This window comes from Flavobacterium sp. UBA4197 (genome assembly GCF_002379575.1).
In the GTDB taxonomy this organism is placed as follows: domain Bacteria; phylum Bacteroidota; class Bacteroidia; order Flavobacteriales; family Flavobacteriaceae; genus Flavobacterium; species Flavobacterium inviolabile.
Genome location: NZ_DFUB01000015.1, coordinates 120,139 through 137,778, shown reverse-complemented (window position 1 = coordinate 137,778; position 17,640 = coordinate 120,139). Strand labels below are relative to the sequence as shown.

General features: G+C 41.6%; 12 protein-coding genes and 1 tRNA gene. 8 read left to right on the top strand and 5 right to left on the bottom strand.

What is annotated here, in order from left to right:
• Nucleotides 1–65: 65 nt before the first annotated feature.
• Both B3394_RS08090 and proS read right to left on the bottom strand, forming a co-directional pair.
• Nucleotides 66–137, bottom strand: a tRNA-Glu gene (locus tag B3394_RS08090).
• A gap of 91 nt (nucleotides 138–228) precedes the next feature.
• Nucleotides 229–1,707, bottom strand: coding sequence for a proline--tRNA ligase (gene proS / locus B3394_RS08085; protein WP_286915013.1), 1,479 nt, complete (start codon nucleotides 1,705–1,707; stop codon nucleotides 229–231).
• Nucleotides 1,708–1,808: 101 nt separating this feature from the next.
• Here proS and B3394_RS08080 point away from each other — a divergent pair, with 101 nt between their 5' ends.
• The 3 genes from B3394_RS08080 to rimO all read left to right on the top strand — a co-directional run bounded on the left by B3394_RS08080 (nucleotide 1,809) and on the right by rimO (nucleotide 5,923).
• Nucleotides 1,809–2,894: a hypothetical protein gene (locus B3394_RS08080; RefSeq protein WP_177735879.1), complete on the top strand. Its 1,086-nt coding sequence runs from the start codon at nucleotides 1,809–1,811 to the stop codon at nucleotides 2,892–2,894.
• Between the two features lie 31 nt (nucleotides 2,895–2,925).
• Nucleotides 2,926–4,452: an OmpP1/FadL family transporter gene (locus tag B3394_RS08075; RefSeq protein ID WP_286915012.1), complete on the top strand. Its 1,527-nt coding sequence runs from the start codon at nucleotides 2,926–2,928 to the stop codon at nucleotides 4,450–4,452.
• A gap of 154 nt (nucleotides 4,453–4,606) precedes the next feature.
• Nucleotides 4,607–5,923 carry a 30S ribosomal protein S12 methylthiotransferase RimO gene (gene rimO, locus B3394_RS08070; protein ID WP_177735884.1) on the top strand — a complete coding sequence of 439 codons (1,317 nt, stop codon included), beginning with the start codon at nucleotides 4,607–4,609 and terminating at the stop codon, nucleotides 5,921–5,923.
• A 172-nt stretch (nucleotides 5,924–6,095) separates the two neighbouring features.
• Here the strand turns inward: rimO and B3394_RS08065 are convergent, their stop codons facing one another.
• Nucleotides 6,096–6,500 (bottom strand): DUF1573 domain-containing protein, encoded by a 405-nt coding sequence (locus B3394_RS08065; RefSeq protein ID WP_177735887.1) that lies wholly within the window; start codon nucleotides 6,498–6,500, stop codon nucleotides 6,096–6,098.
• 169 nt (nucleotides 6,501–6,669) lie between these two features.
• On the opposite strand from B3394_RS08065, the gene B3394_RS08060 reads away from it, so the two are divergent.
• Nucleotides 6,670–7,929 carry a sensor histidine kinase gene (locus B3394_RS08060; RefSeq protein WP_177735890.1) on the top strand — a complete coding sequence of 420 codons (1,260 nt, stop codon included), beginning with the start codon at nucleotides 6,670–6,672 and terminating at the stop codon, nucleotides 7,927–7,929.
• The gene (locus B3394_RS08055; protein WP_273243885.1) at nucleotides 7,929–8,618 is read left to right on the top strand and encodes a response regulator transcription factor; all 690 of its coding nucleotides are present in this window, start codon (nucleotides 7,929–7,931) and stop codon (nucleotides 8,616–8,618) included. Before B3394_RS08060 ends, B3394_RS08055 begins: the two co-directional genes overlap by 1 nt.
• A gap of 16 nt (nucleotides 8,619–8,634) precedes the next feature.
• Here B3394_RS08055 and B3394_RS08050 read toward each other — a convergent pair whose 3' ends face one another.
• Entirely contained in the window at nucleotides 8,635–9,978 is a 1,344-nt protein-coding gene (locus tag B3394_RS08050) for a T9SS type B sorting domain-containing protein (RefSeq protein WP_286915008.1), read from the bottom strand.
• Nucleotides 9,979–10,199: 221 nt separating this feature from the next.
• Here B3394_RS08050 and B3394_RS08045 point away from each other — a divergent pair, with 221 nt between their 5' ends.
• From B3394_RS08045 to B3394_RS08035, 3 genes are all read left to right on the top strand, one after another.
• Nucleotides 10,200–12,230 (top strand): tetratricopeptide repeat-containing sensor histidine kinase, encoded by a 2,031-nt coding sequence (locus tag B3394_RS08045; RefSeq protein ID WP_286915005.1) that lies wholly within the window; start codon nucleotides 10,200–10,202, stop codon nucleotides 12,228–12,230.
• Nucleotides 12,230–12,991, top strand: a complete 762-nt coding sequence (locus tag B3394_RS08040) for a LytR/AlgR family response regulator transcription factor (RefSeq protein ID WP_286915000.1) — start codon at nucleotides 12,230–12,232, stop codon at nucleotides 12,989–12,991. The genes B3394_RS08045 and B3394_RS08040 overlap by 1 nt, the downstream gene beginning before the upstream one ends.
• Nucleotides 12,992–13,087: 96 nt before the next feature.
• Nucleotides 13,088–15,349, top strand: coding sequence for a DUF7619 domain-containing protein (locus B3394_RS08035; RefSeq protein WP_286914996.1), 2,262 nt, complete (start codon nucleotides 13,088–13,090; stop codon nucleotides 15,347–15,349).
• Between the two features lie 63 nt (nucleotides 15,350–15,412).
• Here B3394_RS08035 and B3394_RS08030 read toward each other — a convergent pair whose 3' ends face one another.
• Nucleotides 15,413–17,611, bottom strand: a complete 2,199-nt coding sequence (locus B3394_RS08030) for a B12-binding domain-containing radical SAM protein (RefSeq protein ID WP_273243892.1) — start codon at nucleotides 17,609–17,611, stop codon at nucleotides 15,413–15,415.
• Nucleotides 17,612–17,640: the final 29 nt, after the last annotated feature.

Below are 17,640 nucleotides of genomic sequence, written 5' to 3'. Positions count from 1 at the left end.
CTAACCCCTAGACGAACGGACCGTAATCTCAATAAAAACCGTATTAATCGCTTAATACTTTTTTGTAGTCCGTAGGGGAATCGAACCCCTGTTACCAGGATGAAAACCTGGCGTCCTAACCCCTAGACGAACGGACCTTTATTGCTTTATTGCGGATGCAAAAGTACAACATTTTTCCAATCTCGCAAGAACAACTTTATTTTTTTTTACTTTTTTTTCACTTTTTCTCTAATAGGCCTTGGCAAACAGCACTCTACCTTTTGAAGGAGAACCTGTAAAAACACAAATTCCTTCCTCTTCTTTACGATCTAACGCGATACAACGTATTGTTGCCTTCGTAAGTTCTTTAATGCGTTCTTCGGTAGCAGCTGTCCCATCCCAGTGTGCAGACACGAATCCGCCCTTGTTTTCAAGAACCTCTTTAAACTCCTCAAAACTGTTCACTTCCGTGATATGCGTATCTCTGTAATTCAGGGAACGGGTAAACATTTCCTCCTGGATTGTCTCCAACAGGTTCTGTAAATACCCGGCAATACCTTCTTTAGAAACCACTTCTTTTGTTAAAGTATCCCGTCTTGCCACTTCGTAAGTTCCGTTTTCCAGATCATTCGGACCAATAGCAATACGCACCGGCACTCCTTTCAATTCGTACTCATTGAATTTCCATCCCGGTTTATGCGTCGTTCTGTCGTCGTATTTAACCGAAACCTTCAATTTGCGCAATTGCTTCACCAGATCATTAACCTGGGCGGAAATCGCCTCTAATTGCTCATCGGTTCTATGTATAGGCACAATCACCACCTGGATAGGCGCTAAATTTGGCGGTAAAACCAATCCGTTATCATCGGAATGCGTCATTACCAAAGCCCCCATTAAACGGGTCGAAACCCCCCATGAAGTACCCCAAACGTGCTCCAGCTTTCCTTCGGCATTTGAAAACTTAACATCAAAAGCTTTAGCAAAATTCTGCCCTAAGAAATGGGAAGTTCCTGCCTGTAACGCTTTTCCATCCTGCATTAAAGCTTCAATACAATAGGTTTCTTCTGCTCCTGCAAAACGTTCTGTTTCCGTTTTCACTCCTTTCACAACCGGAATAGCCATAAAGTTCTCTACAAAATCAGCATACACATCCATCATCTGTACTGATTCTGCCAGTGCTTCCTGTTTGGTAGCATGAGCGGTATGCCCTTCCTGCCATAAAAACTCTGCCGTACGCAAAAACAAACGGGTTCTCATTTCCCAACGCACCACATTTGCCCATTGGTTTATCAATAACGGTAAGTCACGGTACGATTGCACCCAACCTTTATAAGTACTCCAGATAATAGCTTCACTGGTAGGACGAACAATTAATTCCTCTTCCAGTTTTGCATTCGGATCTACTATTAATTTTCCTTTATTCTCAGGATCGTTAGTCAGCCTGTAATGGGTTACTATCGCGCATTCTTTCGCAAATCCTTCTGCATTTTTCTCTTCTGCTTCAAACATGCTCTTCGGAACAAACAAGGGGAAATAAGCATTCTGATGTCCAGTCTCTTTAAACATTCTGTCTAATTCTGCTTGCATTTTTTCCCATATAGCATAACCGTAGGGTTTAATAACCATACACCCTCTAACACCGGAGTTCTCCGCTAAATCTGCTTTGACAACCAGTTCGTTATACCATTTCGAATAATCTTCCGATCGTTTTGTTAAGTTCTTACTCATTTTTATCAGTTTGGCACAAATATTGTTTAACTTATTTTAACTAAATAGTTTGGCAAAACTAACTATTTTTGTGTTGTCCAACAATAAAAATACCTAGAGATATGAAAACTTATTACCTATCCAACAGAAAAATATCCATTTACGCAGTAATTGGATTAGTCGGACTTTTGGCTTCGTCCTGTGGCTCCTATCAAAACTCGTCCTATTATGACAATGACGGGGTTTACGGTTCAGAACGACCAAGAAGAGAATACAACAACAGATACAGTGAGCAAAACATGGCTCAGTCGACCAATTACAAAGATTATTTCAGTGACCTTCAAAAAGACGCTAATAACGGTATTTTTACAGATGTGGACAGCTATACATCACAAGGTCAGGACTCTGTTTCCAATTACAATAATAACAACAATCAGAATCAATATGCCAATACAACCGGGTATGCCGGCTGGGGCGAAAATTCAAGCAATATAACCGTTAACGTTTACAACAACGATCCCTGGTACTGGAACAGAGGTTACTGGAATTCCTGGTATACTCCTTACTATGGCGGTTACTACGGCTCCGGATGGGGCTGGGGCGTTGGTTTAGGATGGGGATGGAATTCCTGGTACGGTCCAAACTGGGGCTGGGGATGGAACTCCTGGTATGGCCCGGGATGGGGTTGGAACAACTATTACTACGGAAACGGATGGTATAACGGTTACTACCGAAATGACAGAGTGTACAATGCCGGTCCGAGAGGCGGTTCTGCTTACTATAACGGAAGATACAACAACGGTACCTATGGCACCCGAAATTATTCATCCAGCAGAAATGTGGACTTTAACAATACCCGTAATTACAATAGCGGTACCCGAAACTATAACAGTGGCACCCGTAACTATAACAATACCGGAACCAGAGATTACAACTCCGGCGGAACCCGTAATTACAACAATAGCGGCACAAGAGATTATAACACCAATTCCGGCACCCGAAACTACAACAACAGTAACAGTTCCGGAACCCGTAACTACAACTATAACAACTCCAGCAATAACAGCGGAACGCGTAACAACAACTATTCCGCTCCATCGAGAAGCTACAATTCCGGAGGAAGTTTCGGAGGCTCCAGAGGTGGCGGAAGCTACGGCGGTGGCGGTGGCGGAACCCGATCCGGAGGCGGCGGAGGCGGCAGACGTTAATAATCCCTATAAGCTATAAAGTCAAAATCCCATGAAAAAACATATAGTAACAGCTATTGTTGCCTTATCGGCAACAATAGCATCAGCACAAGAGCTAGCTCCTGCAGACGGATTGCGCTATGCGATTGACAATCTAAACGGTACAGCACGATTCCGCGCGATGAGCGGTGCTTTCGGAGCTGTTGGAGGTGACCTCTCTGCGATTCACGTAAATCCTGCCGGTGGCGCCATATTCAATTACAATACCGCTACCGTTACCCTGAGCAGCTACAACACTAAAAACAATGCCCGTTATTTCGGCACGAACACTTCCGACAACAAAAGTACCCTGGACCTGAATCAGGCAGGTGGTATTTTTGTATTCGATAACCATAACCCGAACAGCGGATGGAACAAATTTACCTTTGCCATTAATTATGACAATGCCAATAATTTTGACAATGCCATCACTTTCAGAGGTACCGGAAACCGTTCTATAGACCAGTATTTCCTGAATCAGGCTAACGGACTTCCCGTAGGCGTTATCGACAACAACTATCGTTACGACCAGCTGTCTTTCCAGGATCAGCAGGCATTATTAGCATACCAGACGTATATTATCGACACCAGTACGCTTCCGCTTGATCCAAACAACCCGAATTATATTTCGGGCGTGCCTAACACCGGCAGCTATGCCCATACCAATTATGTTTCCACAAACGGCTACAACGGTAAACTGGCTTTCAACTTTGCAACGTCTTATAACGACAAACTTTATCTGGGGATTAACCTGAATGCTCATTTTACCGATTATACCAAAAATTCAACGGTTTACGAATCAAACAACGGCCCTGTTAATACCGATCCGGGAAGAGCTACAGTACGCCAGATCCAGTTTAACAACGACATGCACACTTACGGAAGCGGATTCTCTTTCAATTTAGGTGCCATTGCCAAAGTAACCGACGAATTACGTTTAGGAGTATCTTACGAATCGCCTACCTGGTACCGTTTGACCGATGAATTAGCGCAAAGTATTTCCACGAATTACACGACAAACAATTCCGGAACAAACACAGCGGGATATGCATCGCTAAACCCGAACATCATTAACGTTTACCCGACCTATACTTTACAGACTCCTGGTAAATTCACCGGAAGTTTAGCGTATATCTTTGGCAAAACCGGATTGATCAGTTTTGATTACGGTGTAAAAGATTACAGCAATATTGCTTTCAAACCGAACAACTCCTATAACAGTTCTTTAAACGATATTTATTCCAATACACTTCGCAGTGCACAGGAATTCCGGGTGGGTGCAGAATATAAAATCAAACAGGTAAGCCTTCGCGGCGGGTATCGTTTTGAACAAAGCCCATACAAAAACGAACAGGTTATCGGCGACTTAAAAAGTTATTCCGGCGGTATCGGTTATAACTTCGGCTCTGCCCGTTTAGACCTTTCCTATACGCATACCCAAAGAGATATGGATGTTTCCTTACTTTCCAGCATGACCGATTCTGCAAGAGTGAACAGTAAAATAAACAACATCAGTCTTTCTTATACCATAGGTTTTTAAAAATAAACCCTGAAAAACACCCGAAAGCCGCTCACAAAGCGGCTTTTTCATTGAATAATACGCTTAGAACCAAACGAAATCTTCATAAATTTTATAAAACGATGATGCTTCTAATTATAAAAAGCGTAATTTTGCACTCCAATTTTACAATTATATGAGAACCAAGTCTTTAAAGAAAAACAAAATCAATGTAATCACTTTAGGATGTTCAAAAAATGTATACGACAGTGAAGTTCTGATGGGGCAGTTAAAAGCCAGCGGAAAAGAGGTCGAGCATGAAGCACCTAAAAATGATGAAGGGAACATTATTGTAATCAACACCTGTGGATTTATCAATAATGCAAAAGAAGAATCCATCAATACGATTTTGGAATACGTTGACAAAAAAGAACAAGGTATTGTAGACAAAGTTTTTGTTACCGGATGTTTGTCAGAACGTTACCGTCCGGATCTGGAAAAAGAAATCCCGGATGTGGACCGTTATTTCGGAACAACAGAATTGCCCTTATTATTAAAAGCTTTAGGAGCCGATTATAAACACGAATTATTAGGAGAACGTTTAACCACTACTCCGAAGAATTTTGCCTATTTAAAAATTGCCGAAGGTTGTGACCGTCCCTGCAGTTTCTGTGCGATTCCTATCATGAGAGGAAAACACGTTTCCCAGCCAATTGAAAAACTGGTAAAAGAAGCAGAAGGTCTGGCTGCCAAAGGCGTAAAAGAACTGATCCTGATCGCTCAGGATTTAACCTATTACGGTCTGGATCTATACAAAAAAAGAAACCTTGCCGAATTACTGGAAAACCTGATTAAAGTAGAAGGTATCGAATGGATCCGTCTGCATTATGCATTCCCGACAGGTTTCCCGATGGATGTTCTGGATCTGATGAAAAAAGAGCCGAAAATCTGTAATTATATCGACATTCCGTTACAGCATATTTCCGATAACATTTTAAAATCGATGCGTCGTGGTACCACTTATGAGAAAACGACCAGACTTTTAAAAGACTTCCGCGAAGCCGTTCCGGGAATGGCTATCCGTACCACACTGATTGTGGGATATCCAGGCGAAACGGAAGAAGACTTCCAGATCCTGAAAAACTGGGTAGAAGAAATGCGTTTTGAGCGTTTGGGCTGTTTTGCTTATTCGCATGAAGAAAACACCCATGCTTACCTGCTGGAAGACGATGTTCCGGAAGAAGTAAAACAACAGCGTGCTGCCGAGATCATGGACATTCAGGCGCAGATTTCATGGGATTTGAACCAGGAAAAAATCGGACAGACTTTCCGTTGTATCATCGACAGAAAAGAAGGCGGTTATTTCATTGGCCGTACCGAATTTGACAGTCCGGATGTTGACAACGAAGTTTTAATTGACGCCACACAGTTCTATTTAAAAACCGGTGATTTTGCAACTATAAAAATCATTGATGCTACCGAGTTTGACCTATACGGAGAACCGGTACAATAAGATCTCACAATAAATAAAAACCGCCTGTAAAATTTACAGGCGGTTTTTTTATAACCTCAACTCAAAATATAATTATCAGGAACTGCCGGCATCCGGCGGTTCAAAAAAGAAAACAGTTTAAAGTAACTAACCCCTTAAACTGTTTTACAACATTAAATCTAATAATTATGAACTAGATAACAGTTCCTTTGAATACCAACACTTTTGGTGCCTCTTCAGCATTTGTAGTAACTGTTACTGTTTTTGTAAATACTCCTTTAGCAGCAGCATTGAAAGTAGCTGTAATTTTAGCTGTTTCATTTGGAGCTACCGGAGATTTTGTATAATCTGTTGCTGTACATCCGCAAGAAGCTTTTACATTTGTGATGATTACAGCTGTTTTTCCTGTGTTTTTAAATTCGAAATCAATTTTTACTGGTTTCCCCTGAGGAATTTCACCCAATTCAACTGTTTCTGCTTTCCATTGTACCGGAGAACCAACAATTGTTTTTACCGTTTCAGCCGTTTTAACCGGGTTAACAGAAAAAGACATTAAACCTAATGTTAAAGCCAAAATTGAAAGTTTGATAATTTTCATAATTTTTTATTTTATATGGTTATTTATAGTTTTGATTACCTGATTCAAATGTATTTCAGTCTTTTTAAATCAGCTGTTAACCGTTTTCAAATGTTTGTTAACGACTTGTTAACAGCGCGAAAAAAGTTTTTTTTTCAGTAATATTACACTTCTAAATCTATCGTATATTTTGAAAATAAACCGGTTAAACAGTATCATCATCCTCGGACTCATTGCTATAGTAGGTATTATTATAGCACAATTGCTTTGGACGAAAGAAGCTTTTAATTTAGAAGAGAAAAAGTTTACCCAAAAAGTACACATCGCCCTTTTAGAAGTAGCCAAAAAACTATATGAAGGGAAAAATCACGAATTACCGGCCAGCAGCCCCATTAATAAAGTATCCAACGATTATTATATTGTTAATGTCGATAACGACTTTGAACCGGAAATTCTGGAATATTATTTAAAAACCGTTTTTAAGAAATTCAATATCGCCACCGACTTTGAATATGCAATGTACAATTGCGAAAGCGACGAGATGGTTTACGGGAATTATGTTGCCCTTTCCGATACTTCAAAAAAAGAAAGCTCCGTTTATTTTCCGAAGCACAAAAACCTGGTCTATTATTTTGCCATCCGCTTCCCGAATGAAACCTCCTACCTGTTCAGTTCGTTAAAATTCTGGTTCATGCTCTCTTTTGTCCTGATCATTATTTTGGTGGTCTACGTCTACTCTATTTTTACCTTATTACAGCAAAAGAAATATTCCGAATTGCAGCGTGATTTTATCAACAACATGACCCATGAGTTTAAAACACCACTGTCGTCCATCCTGATTGCTTCCAATTACCTGAGCAAACAGGAACCGATACTACAGGATGAAAAACTGGAAAAATATGCGACCATTATTATCGATCAGAGCAAAAAGCTCAACCATCATATCGAGAAAATATTAAATATCGCCAAATCGGACGACACGCCTTTAAAGCTGAATAAGAAGCCTATTGCCGTTGCCGCGATCCTGTCTGACGTGATTGAAAACACCCGGCTGCGCTACCCGGATGTTCGCATAATCGTGAATAATCCGGAAACAGCACTTGTTATTTATGGCGATGAATTCCATTTCACCAACATTGTTTACAACCTGATAGACAATGCCGTTAAATACTGTGAAGGCACTCCTGAAATCATCATTTCCATTACCAAAGAAGCGCAAAAGATCCGGTTGGAATTTGCCGATAACGGGATTGGGATCTCTCAAAAGAATATTTCCTTTATATTTGATAAGTTCTACAGAATTCCGAGTAAAAAAAGCAATGAAGTAACCGGTTTTGGTCTGGGTTTGTATTATGTCAAAAAAATATGTAAACTGCACCACTGGAAAATCACAGCCAAAAGCAACCTCGAAAAAGGAACTGTCATAACCTTATTAATACCTGAAAATTAATGTCGAAATTCAAAATTCTTTATGCCGAAGACGATGAAACGCTTGCTTTCTTAACCAAAGACAATCTGGAGTTAAACGGCTATGCCGTAACCCATTGTCACAATGGAGAGCATTGTCTGGAAGCTTTCAGGAGCGGATCTTTCGACATCTGTATTTTAGATATTATGATGCCGAAAATTGACGGTTTTGAACTGGCCGTGGAAATCCGGAAAATCGACCACCACATCCCGATTATCTTCCTTTCCGCCAAAACACTAAAAGAAGACCGCATCAAAGGACTTCGCCTGGGCGCTGATGATTATCTGGTAAAACCTTTCAGTATTGAAGAGCTATTGTTAAAAATTGAAGTGTTCCTCAAACGCTCACAAAAGAAAAGCATACCCGAAAAAGAACGCTATACCGTTGGCGGTTTTGAATTTGATGCCGACAACTATTCGCTGGTAAAAGCCGATAAAAAAACGGTTTTAACGCAACGCGAAGCCGAACTGCTTAAACTATTCCTGGACAATAAAAACACCGTTTTAAAAAGAGAGCAGATCTTAACATCGCTCTGGGGAAATGACGACTATTTTATGGGCAGAAGCCTGGATGTTTTTATCTCCCGCCTGCGAAAAATACTATCGGAAGAAAAAGAAATCGGAATTGAGAACCTGCACGGCATCGGTTTTAAATTTACCGTTAAGGAATAAACCTGTCTTTTGCTTCTTACCGCTTTAACGAAAAATGCCCGCTCACTTCTTCGATAATGTTGTTATCGTTGTATTGCGCTACAAACCAATAGTCGTTTTCCGGCAGCGCTTTGCCGTTATGGGTACCGTCCCAGCCTTTCCCGTCCGGAGCAATATGCGTTATGAATGTTCCCTTTTGATCAAAAATCTGGATGATGACCTCTTTTTTCCCTGATAACGAAGGAATATTCCAGACATCGTTATAACCGTCGCCATTGGGTGTAAAATAAAGCGGATAATCCAACAGCAAAAGCCGTTTTACAGCCGTGCGGCAGCCGGAATTGTCTTTTACCCTTACAATATACCCGCCGCCGCTCACATTTTCAAAAAGATTACTTTCCTGATAACCACTGTTGCCCAATTGGTATTGATAAACACTTTCCCGCAGCATGACAATTTGAACAGCAAACAGATTTGCTCCCGTTATTCTTGTCCTGATCCGGGCAATAACCGGTTCATAAGCCGTTTCCAGTACAATTGTATCGTTAACAGCCTTGCAACCCGATTCGAAATTCAGCACCTCAACACGATACATTCCCGGGCGGTCTGCTGCAACAGTTCTCCCCGCGGCTGCCGGAATGACCGTTCCGTTATAAAACCATTTAAAGGCATGTGCTTCTTCCGGCAAGCCGGAATCAAGAAGAACCGTCCTGACGGTATTATCGTTATTATCAATACAGATAAAAGGATTTGAAACACTCCATATAACCTGCGGTGTTGCGCCGATGATCACTTCTGCCGTTAATTTCCCGGTAGAACAGCCCTGAACGCTGAATCCTTCAATAAAATAGATCCCGGAAAGGCTCACAACGGTATTTTCCAGAACAGTCGTACCGTCCGTATCATAGAAAACATATTCCAAACCCGGAGTTGCCGTGTTTAAGGCATCTCTCAGCTCCACCGAATGACAATCGTATAACGGAATATCGATCAGTTCCAGTTCAGGGATTTCCGGAGCTTTACTGATCGTTACCGGAAACAGCCCGGAAACCGAACCGTCCATTTTCCTGACGATTACGCTGTATATTCCCGGCAAAAGATTCGGAAAGATATTATCCGGTGAATAGCTCAGTCCGCCGTCTATGGAATATTCCAAAGCAATGGTTGCGATGATTATGCTTCCGGTCTGCCATTCACAGCTGGGCTGCACGACCACTATTTCCAAAGGTTCCCTGTCTGTTCCCCTGCTGACATTCCGGTTGTGTTCCCACAACGGATAAACACTCAATATGTTTGCTTTCATACTACTAAAACAAGGCAGTAACCAAACAAAAAATAACCCGATCAGGGTTTTACGGCTGATAATGAATAAAAATGGCATATACTAACGTTTTATACCATACAAAATGAAACATTTTTTCAATACACACCTAAAAAACTACCTACTCAAAATTACACAACTGCTAAAAAAAGTTGCAGCACTCCTTTTCAAAAGCCCGTTTTACAGCACTTTTTCCAAATCCTAAGTCAAAACGATCAAATTCTAATTCACATCTGCTCAGGTCGCAACTTATTTTATATTTGCATATAAAGATTCTCAAAATGCATTATACCCCAGCTAAAGCAACCCAAAAGCCATTTTTACGAATCGCCGTTGCCGCGTTTTTGCTACTGAACGTGCTGTCTTCCGGATTTGCCCAGGAAAATACGATTCCGGAACTGAAATCCGGTTTAAAAACGGTCAAAACCGACACTGCCAAAGTCACTATTCTCAATAAAATAGCCCATATATTCCGGGAAAGCAACTCCGACTCCACGCTTTTTTACGCTAAAAAAGCCGCGGCACTGGCGCAAAAAAACGGCGATCATTACGGTCTGGCCATCGCCTGTATTAATATTGGCAATGCTAACATTATCAGCAGTAATTATGCCGAGGCACTGAAAAATTTTGAACAGGCCAAAGCACTTTTTACCGACCTGTTAACCCATCCGGCGGCAACGGCCGTAACCCAAAACCAGATTAGGAACGGTCTGGCAAGATCCTACGGTAGCTGCGGTATTGTCTATTCCGAACAGAACGACTATTCCAATGCCTTACAGCATTATTTTAAGGCTTTAAAAATGTATCAGGAAACCGGGGAGAAAAAAAGCATTTCCAAAGTGTACAACAACATCGGGATTATCTATAAGGTTCTGGAAGAAAACAACAAGGCACTCACCTATTTATCGAAAGCCTATGCGCTGCAAACGGAAATGGGAGAAGAATCGGCTCCCGTAACCTTAATGAATATCGGAACGATTTATTTCAAACAGAAAAAAGACAAGCAGGCTTTACAACATTACAATACCGCCATGTCCCTTTTTGAAAAAACAAACAACAACAGAGGGAAAGCATTATTGTTCAACAACCTGGGAGAATTCTACAGCAGCCATCAATCGTATGCTAAAGCGCTGGATTTTTACAACAAAGCCATGATTTTGTATACGGAACTGGACAATAAAATGGGAACAGCTTCCGTACAATACAATATCGGGACACTTTATCTGGAACAAAAAGACCTTTCAAAAGCATTATCCTACACCTCAGCATCGTTAACGACCGCCCGAGAGATCAACATGCTGGCACAGGTAAAGTCATCAGAAAAACAGCTGAGCGATATTTATGCTTTACAGCAGGATTACAAAAATGCTTTATCGCATTATAAAGAATATGTTGCTGCCAAAGACAGTATTGACAATAAAGAAAATACCAAAAAATTACTCCGCGTAGAGCTGAATGCCGAGTTTCAGAAAAAAGAGGCTTTACAAAAAATTGAAATGGAGAAAAAGGAAGCCGTATTAGTGGAACAAAACAAAAGCCATAAATTGTTTACGCTGTTCTCCGTGATTGGTACCTTATTGCTGTTGGGGCTGATTTTCGTTACCTACAACAGACTGCAGATCAAACGCCGTTTAACCCTGCAAAAAGAAGTAGCCGAATACGAACAAAAAGCACTGCACCTTCAAATGAACCCGCATTTTGTTTTTAACTGCCTCGGTTCCATATCCAGCTTTATTGTTCAGAACGGAACGGATTCTGCCATAAAATATTTATCCAAATTTTCCAAGCTAATGCGCCTCACCCTGGAATATTCCAAAGGTTCCCTGATCCCGATCGACAAAGAGATTGACAGCCTTCAGAATTACCTGGAACTGGAACAATTGCGCTTTAATAAAAAATTTGATTTTGCCATTACAACAAGTCCGCTCATCGAGGACGATATGGCTTTACCGCCTTTATTGATCCAGCCGTTTGTCGAAAATGCCATTCTTCACGGCCTGGTGCCCAAACAGGGAAGCGGTAAAATTGAGATCAGTTTCAATGTAGAAAACAACCAGTTGGTCTGTAGCATTACCGATGACGGAATCGGTATTTCCAAATCGAAAGCCATGAAGGAAAATTCCGTGACCGCACACAAATCGATGGCTTTGGAGATCACCAAGAAAAGACTGGAAATGATGGAAGCCACAACATCACAGTCGGCACACGTAAGCATTTCCGACTTCCTGGATGAGAACAAAGAGCCTTACGGAACCAGGGTGGTTATTTACCTGCCCATTCAATACACTTCAGACACTAAAATCAGAATCTAATGATAACAGCACTATTAATCGACGACGACAAACATTTACGAAAAGGCATGAAAAGCCTTTTGAACCGCTATGCCTCCGAAATTACTATAATCGGGGAAGCTGAAAGCGTAAAAACAGGCATTATCGCACTTGAAAAATACAAACCACAGGTTGTTTTCCTTGACATCCATCTGTCGGACGGTACCGGGTTTGACATCCTGGAACAGGTTGCCAAAACCAATGAAAAAACCACCTCCCATATTGTTTTTATTACCGCTCATGAGCAATATGCCTTAAAGGCTTTTAAATTCAGTGCGCTGGATTTCCTGCTAAAACCGGTTGATCCCGAAGAGCTTCAAAAAGCCGTGTTAAAGATAAAAGACGCTATGGAGAAAAATACGTCTTTTGCCCATATTGATCTACTGCTGGAGAATATCCGCAAAAAAGTAGACAATTTTAAACGAATCGCGCTTTCGACCTCTACCGGCATTCATCTTTTCGACATCAGCGATATTATCCGCTGTGAAGCCCAGGACAATTATACCAAGTTTTATATCAAAGACCATAAAACGCTGCTCATTTCCAAAACACTGAAAGAGTATGAAGAACTGCTCACCCAGCATGGCTTTGAGCGCATTCACCAGTCGCATTTAATCAACCTTGCCTATCTGAAATCGTATATCAAAAATGACGGCGGCTATGTGATCATGTCCGACAACAGCAACCTGCCTATTGCACAACGCAAAAAAGAAAGGCTCCAGGAACTGATTAAATCATTCTAAATCAAATTCTAAGTCATAATCGTCGAATTCTTAATCATCCAAAATGAAACTGTAATAGCTCCTAATTTTGAGAAACAAACCAACCCCAATACATTTATGAAAAAAACTTTACTCTTTCTATTGCTATACTCCGGTATCGCATCTGCCCAGATTGTAACCATTCCGGATGCTAATTTTAAAAATAAGCTGATTGCATCGGGAATAGATACAAATAACGACGGGAATATTCAGCTAACGGAAGCTCAGGCCGTAACGAACTTAAATGTGACCAATGCGAACATTGCTTCTCTTACCGGTATCGCAGCATTCACCAATTTACAGACACTTAGCTGTTCGGCCAATAACCTGACTACCTTAGACATCAGCAGCTTAACAAATCTGGTTAACCTGATCTGTTTTGACAACAATATTACAGCAATCACTGCGGTAGCTTCTCCTAATCTTAAAACGCTGTCCTGTTATAACAATGCCTTAACCAGTATTGATCTTTCGCTGTTTGTAAATTTAGAATTCCTGTCCATCAAACACAATCAGCTAACCGTTTTAAATACAACCGGCCTGACGGCACTGCGCCATCTGGATGCCGGCTTTAACAACATGACCACCATTACCGTTGCAGACAAGCCCAACCTGGTTACGCTTTATTTAGGTTATAATCAGCTGACTTCTGTTACCCTGACAAACCTTCCGCACGCTTATAAAATCAATGTTCAGGACAACCAGCTTACTTCCCTGGATCTGTCATCCTGCGCTTATGAGCCTTACCTGAATAATGTTTCGAATGCTTCGGTATATGATATTGGCTGTAATAATAATTTAGGGTTAATCTATATCAATTTAAAGAACGGCTTCCCGAATCCGCAAGTAGAACTGATGTCTTCCAATTTAGCCGATCTGCCGCAATATATCTGTACGGACGAAAACGACACTATTATTGCAAACAATACCTGGTACAATACCGATTCACAATTTTCAACCTATTGTAATTTTACACCGGGCGGCAATTACAACACCATCACCGGAACATTAACATACGATGCCAATAATAATGGCTGTGATGCTAACGACGGCCTGTTCCAGAATATCAAAGTAAGTATTAATGACGGAACAACTTCCGGAGCCACTTTTAGCAATAGCAGCGGTAATTATACTTTTTATGTAACACAACCGAATCTGACACTGACACCTCAGTTTGATTCTCCTTATTTTACCGTTTCTCCTGCTGCAACAGCAACAGTAAACTTCCCGGTTAACAACAATTCCACTCAAATACAGGATTTCTGCATTACTGCCAATGGGATACATCCGGACCTGGAAATCGTACTCAGCCCGGATAACGATGCCCGACCGGGATTTGACGCCTATTACAACCTGGTTTACAGAAATAAAGGAACAGAAATAGCATCCGGCACCATCAACCTGGCTTTTGACGATACCCTTATGGATTTTATGTACAGCAACCAGGCCGCCACACCAGCAACCGGTTCGCTATCCTGGAATTACACCAACCTGTTACCATTTGAAACACGCATTATAAAAATAGGATTTACCATTAATACTCCTACTGCCACGCCACCGGTTAACAGCGGTGATAACCTTCCTTTTACAGCAACAATCAATCCGGTAACGGCCGATGATACTCCGGCAGACAATACTTTTGTATTGAACCAGCTGGTCGTGAATTCTTTTGATCCGAATGACAAAACCTGTCTGGAAGGCAATCGTATTGCCCTTACAAAAGTGGGCGATTACCTGCACTATAACATTCGTTTTGAAAATACCGGTTCTGCTTCCGCTATTAATGTAGTGGTAAAAGACATGATCGATTTAGACAAGTTGGATATTAATTCTTTACAGGTGCTGTACAACTCCCATCCGGTTAACACACAAATCAGAGACAATAAGGTAGAATTCATTTTTGAGAACATCAACCTTTCTTCTGCCAATCTGTATCCGGAAGGAGCCCATGGAAATATCCTTTTCAAGATAAGATCCAAAAACAACCTGGTTATAGGGGATGTGATTACCAATGAAGCCGCTATCTATTTTGACTACAACCACCCTATCAACACGGATGAAGCCCGAACAGTGGTTGAAAATCTTTTAGGAGGACAGGATTTCACTATCGATAAAAGCATCAGTATTTATCCAAATCCTGCCAGCGATATCCTGAATATCAAAGCAGACAACACTATTAAATCCATCCTATTGTATGACCTGCAGGGAAGACTTTTAATGACCAGTCTTCACAATGCAACAGAAACGTATTTAAACATCACTGATAAATCTTCCGGAATATACCTCATTAAAGTTATCTCCGAATCCGGAAGCAAAATCGAAAAAATTGTGAAGCAATAAAGTGTGTTAATTACGGTTAATTAAGTGTGACAAAAGCGCCAATCCTGAGGATTGGCGCTTTTATTATAGGACCAGTAGTCCGAAGTCCCGAAGCGTATTGATTGGCTTGGAGTACCAGAAGAGTTCGAAATCTTCCTTATCCGAGTTTTCATAATCGCTTTTCACTTCGTTAAACGTAAATACTTTGGTGTTTGCTACCGAAATTTTAGGCAGCAGCTCTTTCAGCCAGTCGGCTTCTTCTTTATTTACCTGTATTGTAAAGCTTTCTTTTTTATCGTGAAAAGTCAGGCTTGCCATTTCAAACTGCCGTCCTTTTTTGTTTTTTGTAAAATAGGAAACTGCCGGCTTCCCTCCTGTCCATACAATCTTGGCGCTGGATTTTACGGTAAAATTATCCTCATCCTGCAATGCATTGTAGATATAATCGTGGGGAACTTTCGTTCGCGGTATTTTAAATTCAAACCAGTCCTGTAACGGGTAATCAAAACAAATCCCATGCATATAATTGAACAGGGATTTTTTCAGTCCGAAACTAAACCGGTCGTGATCGGTGCCGGTTGTATCGATATGTACAATATCGTTATTGGCAAAAGAACCGATGGTATCCGTTTCTTTCTGTACGCCAAATTTTTCAGGATACATTCCAACCGGGCTATGGGCCGTCATTGCAAACTGATGCCAGAATCCGGATTGCAGGATTCCCAATTCAAACAATTGGCGCACCATTTCCAGGCTGTCTATTGTTTCCTGAGCTGTTTGCGTCGGGAAACCATACATCAGGTAAGCATGTACCATGATACCGGCTTCGGTAAAATTGCGGTTCACTCTTGCCACCTGCGCTACGGTTACTCCTTTCTGGATCAGTTCCAGCAAACGGTCCGAAGCGACTTCCAGTCCGCCGGAAACGGCAATACAGCCGGAAGCTTTTAACAGCAGGCAAAGGTCTTTGGTAAAACTTTTTTCAAACCGGATATTCGTCCACCAGGTAACTGCCAGTTTTCGTTTCAGGATTTCCAGGGCTACCGCTCGCATTAATGCCGGCGGTGCGGCTTCGTCTACAAAGTGAAACCCGTTCTGTCCTGTTTGCGCCATCAGTTCCTCCATTCTGTCAACCAGCATTTTGGCGGCAATTGGTTCGTAAACCTTTATATAGTCTAATGATATGTCACAGAAAGTACATTTTCCCCAGTAGCAGCCGTGCGCCATCGTCAGCTTATTCCAGCGTCCGTCGCTCCACATACGGTGCATCGGGTTCACGATTTCAATAACCGAAATGTATTTATCAAGCAGTAAATCGCTGTAATCCGGTGTTCCTACTTCGGATTGTTTATAATCCCGGCAGGCAGGATTGTTGATATAGGTTACTTCCCCGTCCGATAAGACAAACGTCCGTTTCAGGGCTTCTTTCGGTAATTTGCCTTCCACATAAGCGATCATGTTTTCCACCGGCGCTTCTCCGTCGTCCAATGTTATAAAGTCAAAAAATTCCATCACCCGCGTATCCGTAAGGGAGCGCAATTCTGTATTGGGAAAACCGCCGCCCATGGCTACCTTGATTTCCGGATGGTGCTTTTTGATCCATTGTGCGCAACGAAAAGCACTGTACAGATTTCCGGGAAACGGCACTGAGAAAGCCACTATTTCCGGCTGAATCTCCTGTAGTCTTTCCTCCAGAAGCTGTAAGGTGATCTGATCGATATAGGTGTATTCCTGCTGAAGCGTGGCATGCAGTTCGTCAAAAGAATTGGCGGAACGGCCTAAGCGTTCGGCATAACGGCTAAAGCCAAAATGCGGATCGATACATTCCACTATCAAATCTGAAATATCTTCCAGATAGAGCGTTGCCAGGTGCTTCCCTTTGTCCTGTGTTCCCATCGTACCAAAAGCCCAGTCCAGTTCTTCCAGCTGTGCAAAACGGGACGCTTCCGGAAGGAAATCTTCCTGGCAGATCAAATGGGATAAGGTTGGATTTTTCCCTTGTAGGAATAAGATAACCGGATCAATCGTCTTGATATATTCGTCCTGTAGAGCAATAATACGCTGACTGTTTTCAGAATATTGCTGTGCTTTGCCTTCAATTTCGGCAAACAGGCGGATAAGTCCTTCTTTGGAAAACAATTTCAGGATCACTTCGATACCCAAATCCGCCTGGAAAGAGGAGATATTTTTGGTATTCAGAAAACCTTTCACATAAGCTGTTCCCGGATAGGGTGTGTTGAGCTGTGTAAAAGGCGGTGTGATTAGGAAAATTGTTGTCGGCATCGTTACGTTACTTCATTGAGACTGCAAAA